A 14,461-nucleotide genomic window follows, 5' to 3' on the forward strand; every position below is an offset into this window, starting at 1 on the left:
GCTGCATTATTAATACCAAATTTTTTTTGACAAGTGGGTAACAAACAGCTATATTAATTATAATACTACACTTGTAATCCTAGGAGGTGAAATCTATGAATAAATTACCACAAATCTCTGATACGGAATGGCAAGTCATGAAGATTTTATGGATAAGCGCACCGCTTACCGCCAACGAAGTTATTAAGAAATGTGAAGGTGTTACGTCGTGGAAGCCAAAGACAGTGAAAACGCTGCTTGGGCGACTGGTTAAGAAAAAAGCAATTGCGTTTAATAAGGATGGCCGGGCATACGTTTATTACCCGCTCGTTACAGAAAATGAGTGTGTGAAAGCGGAAAGCCGGTCTTTTTTAGAAAAAGTATTCTCCGGAGCCCTCAATGTGATGTTTGCCAATTTCCTGGAAGAACAAAAATTATCAACAGAAGAAATAGCGGAACTAAAGCGTATCATTGAACAAAAGGAAAAATAACGGAGGGCTCTTCATGGGACTGAATTCCTTTATTTCCTGGTTGTTATACTCTTCACTTATGGGGAGTATTTTAATAGGGTTCATCATAGTTATTCGATTGGTCTTCCAAAACAGGATGGGTGCTAATTGGCAATACCTGATATGGTTTTTGTTAATTTTCAAGTTACTAATTCCCTATGCACCTGAAAGCTCCTTTAGCGTGTTCAACATCTTAAATCATCTAACCACCGGGTATTACTTTGAGACCAAGGATACTGAGAAGATAGAGCGGAATACGGATAAACAGTCCCCGATAACGAAATTATGGTATACCTCTGACGATTATGCATTATCGGTAAACAGAACTTTCTTCGACTCTGGGGATGGTGTTGTATTTGCGGTCTGGTTAATTGGGGTAATAAGCCTAACCGCTTACTTGATTAAAATGACCATCAAACAGAAAGTCATTATTAAGAATAGCCTCAGAGTAAAGGATAGTGGCATTATCAGATTGTTTGCGGAGTGTAAGCACACGATTAACGTTAAAGGCAGTCCATTGCTAGTTGAATCAGCGGCAATACGAAGCCCGATGGCAGTGGGAGCAACTGGGCCGCATATCATACTGCCGAGCGGAATTATCGATAGTTTAAGCAAATCCGAATTACGATTTATTCTATTGCATGAATTGGCCCACCTTAAACGTGGAGATCTTTACATCAATTGGCTTATAGTCTATTTACAGATCATTCACTGGTTTAACCCACTTATCTGGTATGCCTTTTACCAAATGAGACAGGATCGGGAAGTGGCCTGCGACGCATATGTGCTTTCTGCCCTAAAACCTGATGAGTATAAAAGCTATGGCGCTACGATTATCTCTTTGTTAGAAAAATACTCATATCCAGCTTGGAGTTACACGATAGCCGGGTTTACAAGCGGTAAAGGTCATATCAAGAACAGAATCGCCATGATTGCATCCTATAAAAAAGGGACTGTAGCCAGAGTCATCTGGGGAATACTTCTATTTCTATTGGCGGGGTGTTTTGTGCTCACAAGTGCACAGGGAACATATGGTGCAGCTCAGACCGGAAAATCACTAAAGCTAAATCAAAATATTGCATATGAAGATTTGAGCAGTTATTTTAGGGGATACAATGGAACTTTCGTTTTACTTGACCTGGAAAGAGATCGCTATCAGGTGTATAATGACGACAACAGCAGAAAGCTCGTATCTCCCAATTCAACGTATAAGATCATCAGCTCTTTAGTTGGTCTTGAGACCGGAGTTCTGACAGATGAAACTACTCGATTGGAGTGGGACGGAACTACTTATTCCATCGAACGCTGGAACAGTGACCAAACACTAGCTTCCGCAATGGCTTACTCGGTAAGCTGGTATTTTCAAAAAGTTGACTCTATTGTGGGTAAAACTATAATTGAGAACTACTTAAAACAAATTGGATATGGCAATTATGATCTTTCTGGCGGCATTAATGATTTTTGGCTGGAATCTTCTTTGGAAATCTCACCTATAGAACAGGTAGAGATGCTCAAAAAGCTATATACTTATGAAATGCCATTTTCTCGCAGGAACATCGACATCGTTAAAAAGGTAATCAAAGTGTCGGAGCAGGACAGAGGAATTTTATATGGGAAAACCGGCACCGGAATTGTGAACGGCAATAGCATCAATGGGTGGTTTGTAGGGTATGTGGAAAGTGAAGGTAAGGTCTATATATTCGCAACAAATATTCAGGGAAAAGATCGGGCAGACGGGGCAAATGCCAAAAATATAACGTGTTCAATCCTTAAAGATAAAAATATTCTATAGAAATTCGTAAACAGAGAAACGTGTGGGTATTGCCACACGTTTCTCTGTTTAGAAGCCGGCATTGTTCTTCCCCAGGTTTTTTATAGGTATAGAGGGCCTGACTAATAACCACCTAATTTTTTATAACAATTAGGTGGTTATATTGACAGTAAAGGATTACAAGTGTAATATTTAATATAAGGACTACAAATGTAATCATTGAATAAGGGGAGATTATGTTGGTAAGAGGGCTAATTTTGAAGAAAGTAATCGGGATCATTATCTGTCTGGTAATTGTAATAGTATTTTGTTTTGAGGTGACGGCTTTAAATAGCAGCGAGCAAAAGGATAAAGTTAGTGAACCATCTATGCTTACGCCAAATACTTCTGAATCAATTGAACCGGCAGGTACTTATGTAGAAAAAAGAAGTGTTTTTACGTATAGCGATCAAAAAATTCAATACCTGCTTATTTTTTCTGCGGGATACACCCAAACTACAAATCGCTGGCCGCTGATTTTATTTTTACATGGAAGGTCTTCGTGCGGACAAGATTTAGACCTGGTAAAAAATTATGGGCCTCCTTGGGTTGCAGAACAAAACACAGATTTTCCATTCGTTGTTCTTGCACCACAATGTGCCGAGGGTGAAGATTGGATGAATAAGTCAGATATTTTGGCTGCACTACTTGATGATGTTTATAAAAAATATCGTATAGATCAAGATAAAGTTTATATGACTGGAACAAGTTTGGGAGGGAATGGTACATGGTGTCTGGCTGGTCAACATCCAGAATACTTTGCCGCAATAGCCCCGCTAGCCTCAAAACCAATAATTCCCGACAGTTGGAATAAACAGCTGATTGCTATGCCAATATGGGCTTTTCATGGTGAAAAAGATCCCATTCATCCATTGAAAAATGATGAAGCAATGATTAATGCACTACGCATACAGGGAGGTACGCCACGGTTCACGATTTTGCCTGAACAGGGACACTACATAGCTGGTGTATATAAAAACCATGAAATCTATGATTGGTTTCTTACCAATACTCGCCGCATGGAATAAAGAAACCCGATTGTTACTAAACGATTACAATTAGAATAGGGAAGGATGTTTGAAATGGAAAGATGGTTTTTAGTAGTATTGATTATTGTCCTTGTTAATTTTGGTTCATTGACTAATGCCAATGCAGCGGCTTGCGTGGAAAGGGCAGACTTTGGAAAGTACTTTGCGGAATTTGCCACTGGTACGTTTGTTATGTACGATGAGACCAATGACCAGTATACAGTATTCAATGAACCTCAAAGTGTAAGACGCTTGTCACCGTGTTCCACCTTTAAATTATATAATTCGTTAGCTGGGTTGGAAACAGGTGTCTTAGACCAGGAAGATGTATATACTTTATTTAAATGGAATGGAACGCAATATAGCTTTCCTGCTTGGAACCATGATCAAACATTGGCATCTGCCACGAGGGATTCGGTTGTCTGGTATTTCCAAGAGCTTGCATCCCGGATTGGAACAGATAGAATGCAGACATATCTTAATATGCTAGAGTACGGGAATCGGGACATTTCAGGCGGATTGACCACATTCTGGCTTCGGTCTTCATTACAGATTTCAGCGCGTGAACAAGTGGACTTGTTGCAAAAATTATACTCGGGGAAATTACCGGTTTCTCCCCAAAATGTGGAGATAGTGAAAAAGAATATTACTTTGTCGGAGCATGATGATGTGCGATTCATGGGGAAAACTGGTTCGGGATTCCAGGAAGATAAATGGCTATTAGGGTGGTTTGTGGGCTGTGTGGAAAAACCGGGAAATCGCTATTTCTTCGCCACCAATATTCAAGCATTAGATGGCGCAACTGGCGGAAAGGCCAGAGAGATTACGAAATTAATCTTAAAAGATCTTCAAGTTTTATAATATTTAGGCCCCCGGTATACGCCAGGGGCCTAAATATATAGATAAGTTATCGAAAATTATTAAATTTAGCAATAATTACAGCAACAGAAATAATCGCCGCCCACATAAGATAGTCCTTTATTAGATCTAGTAATTCTAGCATTATTTGTGCCCCTTTAAAATCTATACAGGTATGATCATCTATTTTTTTAACGGAATCTCGGTTCGCGCCAATACCTATGATGGTAATACCTATGATTGTAATACCCATAAGGCCACCAGATATCTCGCTCAAAAATAACTACATTCGGCTCATCGTGCTCACTGTACTTTTTATACCGTAAAACAACTTCGTTACTGATAGGATGCCAGCCGTCTTTGCCAATAGTTATGTATTTAGGATCAACATCGTTCTCATCCATAGACAGCCTAAAATTCACATACTTTCCTTTTGATATGTGAAAGTCAATTGCTCGCTCATCTCCTGAAGTCGTAAATTTGTAGGTGATTTCTTTGCCCTTCTTATTAATCTGAAAGCAATCATTATTGTCTTTGTTGTACTTACCAAAAACATCCTCAAAATTACCATCAGTACTGATAGTTCCGTTGAAATTATGCGCGCTTCCATCAGTTGTCATTCGCAAATGCACGCCTTCTTTATCCTGCCACAAAAAATAGCCTATAATCTTGCCCGGGATAAGCTCAAGCGGCCGATCATCGAATTTCTGGGGAAATGATGATGCCAATGTGCTACTACAAAAACAAAAAGCACCTAACAAGGTAATAAATAAAATCCTCCATTTTTTCATGGAATCGCTCCTTTCTATCATCGGTTTTACTCATTCTATACTACTAGTAATGGTTTAATACTATTGTAATATTTCAAAACCAGCTAATCAAGGCATTCAAAAACAAAAAAAGCTGTACCCGACAGATTCGGCTAAGAACAGCCGATCAATCCCGGCTATTTCCATGTTTATTTATTTTTTGTCAAAAGCAGGAATTTACTGCTATTTTGTGGTAGTAATTATAATATTACACAATTTTGCAAGAAATGAGTAATTAATAAGAGGTGATGCTAAGTGAGAGAATCCCCAAGAAAAAGCATTTCATAAAGCCATTATAAGAGGAGAGGGAATTAGGTTAATGAATGGAAAACGGATTTTACTTATTGGAATTACCAGCCTGTTAGGTATGACAATCACGCTAGGAGGGTGTAGCATGGGAGCAAAAGAAAGTATGGTTGCTGAAAAATATCCGGAAAAACCCATTACGATAATTGTGCCGTTTGTCGCTGGCGGCAGCACAGATATAATAGCAAGGGCGATGGAAAAGTCAGCCTATAAGCATCTGGGTCAGCCGCTGGTGGTAGTCAATGTGCCTGGCGGCGGAGCCACCCTTGGCATGAATGAACTTGCCGGTGCCAAACCTGATGGCTATACAATTGGAATGGTTGGTACGGGCGTAATATTGCAACCGCTTTATGGGCAGACAAGATACCATTATCCTTCTGCCCTGGAACCTTTGGTTAATGTTGCATCTTCACCTGTAATGCTGGCTACTCTTGCTGATAAACCATGGAAAAACTTGAGTGAATTAGTTAGCTATGCCAAGCAGCATCCTGGTGAAATCAAGGTTGGTCATTCAGGACTGGGTACGTCAGTGCATATTACAGAAGAAATATTTGCCAGAGAAGCCGGTATTACGATCAAGCAAGTGCCGTTCCGGGGTGGATCGGAAGCCATTGCGGCTCTCTTGGGCGGGCATGTGCAGCTTATTGGAGTATATAATCCGGCAGCTTTAAAAGACCATGTACAAAGCGGTACGATCAGAATACTGGGGGTAGCAGAGGAAAATAGATTAACCCTCCCTGGCTTTGAGAATGTGCCAACCTTCAAGGAACAGGGAATCAATGTTGCTTTCAATTTTTGGAGTGGAATCGCGGCTCCCAAAGAAATGCCGCTAGCCGAAAAGGCCAGACTGATATCCGGACTAAGGGAAATGGTCAATGACCCTGAATTCAAAGAGAATATGGAAAAACTGGGAATGTCAGTTCAGTATATGGGGCCTGAGGATTTTAGTGACAGATGGATAGAGGATAATAAAAAACTATCGAAAATAGTAAAAGAGACCGGAATTGCAGAACTTATTGCAGCTCAGAAAAACTAATTTGTGGGTAAGTTTCTCAAATCATCATCGGTCTGTTTCCTATATACTAGTACAATTTATGTCAGTAACCCCGTCCCCCCCGACACGTCCGACACGTAAAGCTCCTAACTAGCAAACTTTCGCTAATTTAGGAGTCTTTTTTTTATGTCCAACATTAGTATCACATTTCGAAGATGAGTACGTAAGGCGCGATTAGGCCTGTTCTGATGTGTTGTTTAGGAAATTAAATGTAAACAATTTTGTCCGATAAGATTATGACCCCACAAAGAATTATCAAAGAGACTTATACTTAGAGATGTAATCGCGGCAGGTTAATAGAACAGATATTTCTTGAATTGAGGAGAAATACGGAGGTTGGCTGGTTTAAAATTCCTTACTGGTAAAATTAATGCAGGTTTTTAAATAATTATAAAGAATGTAAAAAAACAGGAGCACAAAACAGATGCGTATGGAGGACCTCACTATTGATTAAACAGCTACAAAAATTTTTCAGCCTGCCATGGTGTGAAAAGCGATTGTTTTTCGTAGTATTTTTTATGACAGGTGTAGTTCGGCTGGCTATTTTAGTTTTGCCGTTTCGATGGCTGCAGCCAGTGCTTGGGCTGTCGAGGAAGGAATCTAAAACCGAAGAAGTAAAAGTTAACCAGGATGAAGCCAGGCAGATTGGCAAGATGGTGGAACGAGTAAGCCGGTATACGCCCTGGGAAAGTAAATGTCTTGTTCAGGCTATGGTGGGTAAGATTTTGCTTCGTCGTCAGGGTATTTCAAATACGCTGTATTTGGGAGTAGGCAAGGACGAAAGGAATGCGTTGATTGCCCATGCCTGGTTGAGAAGCGGTAAAATAATCCTAACCGGGGGCAAGGGGCTGGAGCGTTTTACTATCGTAGGGAAGTTTGCTGATGCGGCAGTAGATAAAGAAAACGAGGAGATTTAGGGCATGAGAAATGATCGCTTATATAAACTGGAACAGCAAAGCATTTATATTATCCGCGAGGCTTATGCTAAATTCCGTAAGCCGGGTATTTTGTGGTCTATTGGCAAGGATTCGACAGTGTTGTTATGGCTGGCGCGTAAAGCGTTTCTTGGCTATTGCCCGCTGCCGTTGATACATATTGATACTACCTTTAAAATCCCAGAAATGATTGCGCATCGGGATCGTATTGTCAAGGATTGGGGGCTGGAGTTGGTAATAGGGGGTGACAGTAGGGACGTTCCTTTTTTATCATTTGTCATAAATTTGACAAAACGGGAACGTCCCCTACTGTCACTAATAATTTAGGGATGAGAGGGAGGATATATATGTCAATTCTAATTAAAAATGCACAAATTGTTACTATGGTTGATTCTCAAGAAGTTTTTCAGGGAGATATTTTCATCGAAGGATCAATAATAAAAAAAATGGGGAAAGATTTATTTGAAGAAGCGAATGAAGTAATTGATGCGACTGGTATGATCGCAATGCCAGGATTAATTAACTGTCATAACCATGCTGCGATGGTATTGTTTCGAGGATATTCAGATGATTTGAGATTGATGGATTGGCTTGGTCAAAAAATATGGCCTGCAGAGGAGAAGTTGAATCCTGAAGACATATATTGGGGCACTTTGCTAGCTATATCAGAAATGATTCGTTCGGGAACGACTACTTTTGCTGATATGTACTTTTCAATGGATCAAGTTGCAAAAGCCGTAGATGTATCAGGAATGAGAGCGTCTTTATCCAGAGGGATGGTATATTCCAACACTCAGGGAACGACGAATATTGATGAAGCTGAAGCGTTTGTTCAAAAATTTAACAATTCATCAGATGGCAGAATTACCTGCATGTTTGGTCCTCACGCACCATTTACATGTCCGCCTGATTACTTAATAGAGGTAATGAAACGTGCCACAAAACATAAAGTTCCTATACATATTCATTTGGCGGAAACCTCGGAAGAAGTAGATATTATGTATGAAAAGTATGGAAAGTCTCCAACCAAATATTTATCAGATTTAGGACTTTTAGAACATCATGTACTATTAGCGCATTCTGTAAACTTATCGAAGGATGATGTTTTTCTCTTGAAAGGAATTAAAGGAGGGGTATCTCATAATCCAGTAAGCAATATGAAATTAGGATGTGGTGTGACACCGATATTGTTAATGATGGAATTAGGAATTACAGTAGGAATGGGTACGGATGGAGCAGGTAGTGCAACGACCTTAGATATGTTTGAAGAAATGAAAGCTACTGCATGGATGCATAAAAATAAAACTGAAGATCCTACAGCTATTAATGCAGAGAAAATATTACAGATGGCTACTATTGAAGGGGCTAAGGTGCTTGGTATTGCAGACCAGGTCGGAAGTTTGGAAGAAGGTAAGAAGGCTGATATTATTTTAATTAATAGCGAGCAACCTCATCTTTATCCTAAGACTGATAATTTAAAGGCTAATTTAGCTTATGCTGCTTCTGGATTTGATGTTCAAACCAGTATTATTAATGGGAAGATTGTTATGAAAGATAGGGAGATAACGTCTTTTGACATAAAGGAAGTGTTAAAAGAATCACAGAAAATCGTACAGAGAATTATTTAAGAGAAAGTAGGGAAATAGAGTGAATTTAAAGAGGAATCAAGTATTCGTGATATAGAATTGGCTAGTTCTGGATTTGAAAAAATTGAATGGGTAAAGAAAAGAATGCCTATCCTGAATTTAATCAAACAAAAATTTGAAAAAACGCAGCTATTTAAAGGGAAAACAATTGCAATGGGGTGACAGTAGGGACGTTCCTTTTTTATCATTTGTCATAAATTTGACAAAACGGGAACGTCCCCTACTGTCACTTAAACGGGAACGTCCCCTACTGTCACTTCTGATGCCCCGGGTCACAGGGGCGCAAAGACGATATAAACTGAAACTCGGCTGTCAGGAAGTCGGTGCCTGGTTTGAGCGGTTTGACAGGGTGATTGATATTGGCAATTTGCAGGATGCCAGTCTTGCCGGCGTGCCGGCAGGGTTTGTCGGTGAAGGACTGCTAATGACGGATCAGCCGATCATGTTTGATGAGTTTTCGTCTATTCCGGCGACAGGCCGCTTTGTTTTGGTGGACGGGTACCAAATTGCCGGGGGCGGCATTGTGCTGGCGACGGCTGCTGGTGAACGGCAGAATTTTACACGTTTTTTTCATGAACAGCAAACTACAGGGACAAGTCCTGTACCGTTTAACGAGTCTAACTACATCAGCTTACAAGAACGGCGGGAAAGAAATCGCCACCATTCTTTTGTCATATGGCTGACAGGCTTGTCCGGCGCAGGCAAATCCACACTGGCGCGTGGTTTGGAGGAAAAGCTGTTTAGGGCCGGGATTCAGACCTATGTATTGGATGGTGACAATATTCGTGACGGCTTGAACCAGGATCTTAGCTTTTCTGCTGGAGGACGGCGGGAAAACATTCGGCGCGTGGGCGAAGTGGCCAAATTGTTTGTGGACGCAGGTTTTGTTGTGATTACCGCCTTTATTTCTCCCTATGCCAACGACCGTGACAGCGTTCGTGAATTGTTGCTGCCAGGGGAGTTTATCGAGGTCTTTGTTAACTGCTCGCTAAATGCTTGTGAGCAACGTGATGTTAAAGGTTTATACGCCAAAGCCCGTCAAGGCATTGTCCGCCAGTTTACTGGTATTGACGATATATATGAAACATCGGAGCAGCCGGAACTGGTTATTAATACTGAGCAATATAGTGTGGAAAGCTGTGTTGAGCAGTTGTACCAATATGTAATAGCAAACTGCAGGCTGGTAGACAAATAGTGTGTCGCGATTAGCGTGGTGAAAAAACAGGCAGGGGTGACAGTAGGGACGTTCCTTTTTTATCATTGGGGTGACAGTAGGGACGTTCCTTTTTTATCATTTGTCATAAATTTGACAAAACGGGAACGTCCCCTACTGTCAAACATGATAACCATTCCAGTTGAGTGTGGTATTGATTGGCTAGCAAATCCAATGCCAGAAGAACTGCGGTAGCATCATACCGAGTTACACCGCAGGTGTGCTTGGCATATTGCCCGAAGGGAGGCAAATTTACGGCATTAGTCAATGAAGGAATTTCAACTGTTTGGATGAATTTACAGTTAAAGATAAATTGTTATTTGGGAACGGAACTGATATGCTCAGTTTGAAAGGTGGAAGTAATATGTTACGATTGGGCAATTTTACTCGATTTATTTTGCTATATGTTTTATCGACCTTTAATCCCATCATAATGCTCATTGTTCAATTTAATGCTAAGACTCTGGGTTTAATTGAAAGTATGAGTCCGACTGCTCAGAAGTTATTGCTATCCTTGCTGCCGGTATATGCTATCGTTACATTCATAATAATCTGTTTAATTGCCGCTGGAAGATATGTTTTTTTGCAAAAGAAATGTCCCAGCATTAAGATACATGAGTTTTTGGATGCTTTCATATTCTCGCAGTTTGCTTACTTAATTTTTATAGTTTTTCTTTACCACTGGATAGAAGGACAGGATGCTTTTGCAGCTGGTGTATATTTCTTTATTGCCTATATCCCACTTTCGCTTATCTGTATCCCTTTATCTCATTACATGTTCAATAGAATACTCCGTGTCATCCAGCAAAAGAAACGCTCAATCGGTACTGATGATAAGATATTATTCGATTTTTCAATCTTTGTTGCTATCATCTTTATATTTGCAGCAAGATCGTTGTGGAATGAACTACCATATACCAAGTACAGTAGATATTTTCCTCCACAACATGGGTCGCCACAGGAATCTCTGAGTCAAATTGCATATGCCTTGAAAACTAAGGATACTGAATTGTTATCAAAGTATGTTGATGTCAACACGGTCATGAAACAGCCTGACGATGAGCTGATAATATCTACTATCTTGCAGGATATCCAAAATGGAAAATTCGTTGTTGATAACGAAGCAATTCAGCGTCGCATAATATATAAAGAGTATGTAATTTTCTTGGATGAGTATGATATTCATAGACTAAACAAGGAAATATATAGCAATGTGAGGGTCTATGTGATGCCGAGAAATAAACCTATTTACGGAAAATTTCAAATGAAAAAAGATGACGATCACTTCGAAGTGGCGGGATGTGCCGATTTAAAAACTGCAATACTAAATTTTAGAAACCATATGGCTGACCTTGCCCAGAGCTTCCCTGATTTTGAATCCATTGCCCCTAAGTCCAAAGATTATTTAGATTTGAGGGTTGTTTCTTGGTTTGTGGAAGACGATAAGTTCAGAACAACAAAAGAATTAAGGGCTAAGGTTTTACTAACCAACAAGACTGATCGAGATATCAAAGGTGTTAGATTCCTGGGACTCATCAGAGAAGCGGGCGATAACAATGCAATATGGGATTTTTCAATGTATGGTCGGCTTGAACCACCACTGTCTCCTGGTCAGAGCAGAGAAATAGTATGTATTGAGGGTAGCAGGGACTATCAGGAGCTTCCACCGAATCTTGAGGGTAAATTCGAATATCGTCTTGTACCGTATGAATTCAACTTCGTGGATAATAGCAGTGAGGACTTACGTATTAAACGCTAGATATGATAGTTGGCGTAAGTTGGAACTTCTCATTGCTAAATCATTTTTAGTCTTCTTCTATATTGCTCAATGGAAGTTGTACATACGATTCGGTACGGCTCGCAGATCTGGAATACTTGGAACCCGCGAATTTCGCGGGTTTTTTACTGTTTTGGTAGGGTTAGAGTACCTCCACCAGCTAGAATCGGAAATGAAGAAAAAGGATCAGGGCACTAAATGATGATACAAGAAGAAGAACAAAATCGCTCCCGCGATGGCTTATTTACAGTTCAGCCTGGATAAGATAAAATTGTAATGTATACATTTATAATTTAAGAAAACGTCGAAATAAGTCGAAAAAGATTGAAATTCCATAGCTGGGCAGCCCGCGACTTCATTCTTCTGAGGCAATCAAAAATTTTGCGCGTAGATAGTTTTGTGGCTCAACTGGCAGCCGGGAGCTGTTAGTTGAGCCTTTTTGCGCGCAAAACTTCCGATTGAAGTACCAGTAGGTAAGGGGCATCCTCGCACGCATTTTGCGCCGTTCGGACTCCCTTTTCCCCTGATTCACACACGGCGTGAAACTTTCGCTTCACCGCGCGTTCCATCAATATTTTATGGTTAGTCAACAACAACTTTTCTCTCATCCTGTTAAGCTTTTTCTCCGATTTTACAGGTAATTTCGGATGTACCGCAGTCCAGTGGATTCTTTCATGACACGTTTTACAAACACTCGCTAAATTTGGGACACGGTTAAGGTCTTTCAAAGACAAAGATGGTCGAATGCGGTGAAATTCCACATTTTCACTCCCAAGCTTTACTTTGCACACTCTACATGTCCCTTTATCCCGGTTAAATGCATACGCACAGTTTAAATGATACTCAAAGTTATACCCTAAACCGTTTGTTTGACTCGCAATTTTGCTCGCGTTGAGCAATTTGTCTTGGCGAAATAATCCCTTGGTCTTTCCTGTCCGTTGTTGATACCTCTCGCGCCCTTCCTGCGTGTATGGAGTTTCCTCTTGATTTTTCAGTTTGGTTTTTCGCCATTTGCAAAAGGCCAGAGAGGTAAGTCCAATTTTCTGTCCGTTTACTTCTAGCATCGGTATTTTTGTTGTATATTGACTATGCACCGATGATAAATTGTCAGTCTGATTCGCAGGAATCGACCGACCACCAATTTTCTTCATTTCACGGCGGGCAAGGTACATAAGATTCCAAGAATGTTTGTTTATATCCGTTGTGATTTGAGTCGCCTTGTCATAGTAATTGATGATTCCCCGAATTTGACTGTTTAGCAGATGGATGTGCTTTATTGTCTGTTCTGGCGTCCCTTGTTTACTTATCTGCCGTATGGGTTCGCGTAGGCTGTTTATTTTGTCTTTAAGCCGTAAGGGATTGGGTCTTGTTTTTGTCTTGTATCCTTTACGCGCCTTAGCGAACTTAATGACCTTGAAGGTAAACCCCAGGAATTCTATTGGTTTTTTCCTGACGTTCGTGATTCTTGTTTTTTCTTCTGATAGTGCCAGTTTATATTTGGACATAAATTCTGTCTGTAGGCGGAATTTCCACTTTTCTGCATTGGTTTTTGTGTTGGTGACAAGTACCCAGTCATCCGCATAGCGGATAACATACGCCGGTTTTAGTGCGCTACGCTCCCGTAAGGCTTGTAACTTACCATCCTTTCGCGTGTATGCATACCGGGTTTTCTTTTCTTCCCAGGCATTGGCAACTGACCAGTCGAATCGATTTAAATACACATTTGCCAGTAGCGGCGATATGATTCCGCCTTGCGCGGCTCCCATTAGATTTCGCTTAACTTCGCCCATAATTCCGGCTTTAAGCATTTGTTTAATTATCATCAAGACTCGTTTGTCCCTGATACCCATATGCCAAAGTTGTTTGATCAGCCGGGTATGATTTATGGTATCGAAATAAGCTTTTATATCTCCCTCGACGATCCAGTGGTATCCAGTTTTATGGACGATGTCTGCTATTCTTTCCAAAGCCATATGTGTGTCTCGGTAGGGTCGAAATCCATAAGAATGACTATAGAACTGAGCCTCGAGGATTGGTTCTATGACGATGCGAACACATTCTTGGATAATGCGGTCTGTAACAGCGGGTATTCCCAGCGGTCGAAGGCTTATTTTTCCCGGTTTGGGGATGTACACTCTGCGTATCATCCGAGGTTGGTACTGGCTAAAATGTTTCTGGATTGTATCGATAACTTGCTCATAGGGTAATTCAAGGATTTGCCGCATGGTTTCGTTATCGGTTCCCGGCGTGTCAGCTCCACGGTTTGCTTTAATATTGTGGACTGCGGTTTGTATGGTAACCCCTGATATGATGATTTCCAGCAGACCGTTATGTTTTATAGCTTTTCTATCTTTTTTTGCTTTCTGGGTCTTTGTATACAACTGGTCAAGGTATTGATACAGTTCCTTTTCGTCGGCAGGAACTTTTAGGACGGGATAGTTAGATTGTTGTTCCAAGCATCAGCCTCCTCGTTTTCGATTTGGCCAGCTGGTTTCATGTCAGGTATGGCTCCACGCCTTCCCTAGCAGGTTGTGTTG

General features: G+C 40.6%; 12 protein-coding genes. 10 read left to right on the forward strand and 2 right to left on the reverse strand.

Going from position 1 to position 14,461, the window contains the following annotated elements; all coding sequences use genetic code 11:
• Positions 1–95: 95 nt before the first annotated feature.
• From AC1ECB_RS06365 to AC1ECB_RS06380, 4 genes are all read left to right on the forward strand, one after another.
• Positions 96–470: a BlaI/MecI/CopY family transcriptional regulator gene (locus AC1ECB_RS06365; RefSeq protein ID WP_485667938.1), complete on the forward strand. Its 375-nt coding sequence runs from the start codon at positions 96–98 to the stop codon at positions 468–470.
• 13 nt (positions 471–483) lie between these two features.
• Positions 484–2,280 carry a BlaR1 family beta-lactam sensor/signal transducer gene (locus tag AC1ECB_RS06370; RefSeq protein ID WP_485667939.1) on the forward strand — a complete coding sequence of 599 codons (1,797 nt, stop codon included), beginning with the start codon at positions 484–486 and terminating at the stop codon, positions 2,278–2,280.
• 236 nt (positions 2,281–2,516) lie between these two features.
• A complete protein-coding gene (locus tag AC1ECB_RS06375; protein WP_485667940.1) occupies positions 2,517–3,326 on the forward strand; it encodes a carboxylesterase family protein in 810 nt (269 codons plus the stop codon).
• A gap of 54 nt (positions 3,327–3,380) precedes the next feature.
• Positions 3,381–4,187: a penicillin-binding transpeptidase domain-containing protein gene (locus AC1ECB_RS06380; RefSeq protein WP_485667941.1), complete on the forward strand. Its 807-nt coding sequence runs from the start codon at positions 3,381–3,383 to the stop codon at positions 4,185–4,187.
• A 188-nt stretch (positions 4,188–4,375) separates the two neighbouring features.
• Here AC1ECB_RS06380 and AC1ECB_RS06385 read toward each other — a convergent pair whose 3' ends face one another.
• Entirely contained in the window at positions 4,376–4,975 is a 600-nt protein-coding gene (locus tag AC1ECB_RS06385; RefSeq protein ID WP_485667942.1) for a hypothetical protein, read from the reverse strand.
• A 412-nt stretch (positions 4,976–5,387) separates the two neighbouring features.
• On the opposite strand from AC1ECB_RS06385, the gene AC1ECB_RS06390 reads away from it, so the two are divergent.
• From AC1ECB_RS06390 to AC1ECB_RS06415, 6 genes are all read left to right on the forward strand, one after another.
• Positions 5,388–6,335 (forward strand): Bug family tripartite tricarboxylate transporter substrate binding protein, encoded by a 948-nt coding sequence (locus AC1ECB_RS06390; RefSeq protein WP_485667943.1) that lies wholly within the window; start codon positions 5,388–5,390, stop codon positions 6,333–6,335.
• 464 nt (positions 6,336–6,799) lie between these two features.
• Positions 6,800–7,270, forward strand: a complete 471-nt coding sequence (locus AC1ECB_RS06395; protein ID WP_485667944.1) for a lasso peptide biosynthesis B2 protein — start codon at positions 6,800–6,802, stop codon at positions 7,268–7,270.
• Positions 7,271–7,273: 3 nt separating this feature from the next.
• Positions 7,274–7,615: a phosphoadenosine phosphosulfate reductase domain-containing protein gene (locus AC1ECB_RS06400; protein ID WP_485667945.1), complete on the forward strand. Its 342-nt coding sequence runs from the start codon at positions 7,274–7,276 to the stop codon at positions 7,613–7,615.
• A gap of 20 nt (positions 7,616–7,635) precedes the next feature.
• On the forward strand, positions 7,636–8,916 hold the full coding sequence (locus AC1ECB_RS06405; RefSeq protein WP_485667946.1) for an amidohydrolase: 1,281 nt from the start codon (positions 7,636–7,638) through the stop codon (positions 8,914–8,916).
• Positions 8,917–9,082: 166 nt separating this feature from the next.
• Positions 9,083–10,129, forward strand: a complete 1,047-nt coding sequence (gene cysC / locus AC1ECB_RS06410) for an adenylyl-sulfate kinase (protein ID WP_485667947.1) — start codon at positions 9,083–9,085, stop codon at positions 10,127–10,129.
• A 304-nt stretch (positions 10,130–10,433) separates the two neighbouring features.
• On the forward strand, positions 10,434–11,906 hold the full coding sequence (locus AC1ECB_RS06415) for a hypothetical protein (protein WP_485667948.1): 1,473 nt from the start codon (positions 10,434–10,436) through the stop codon (positions 11,904–11,906).
• Positions 11,907–12,349: 443 nt separating this feature from the next.
• On the opposite strand, the gene ltrA is transcribed toward AC1ECB_RS06415, so the two are convergent.
• A complete protein-coding gene (ltrA, locus tag AC1ECB_RS06420; protein ID WP_485664615.1) occupies positions 12,350–14,380 on the reverse strand; it encodes a group II intron reverse transcriptase/maturase in 2,031 nt (676 codons plus the stop codon).
• Between the last annotated feature and the right edge of the window lie 81 nt (positions 14,381–14,461).

Source organism: Sporomusa sp. 246TCP1 (assembly GCF_057319775.1).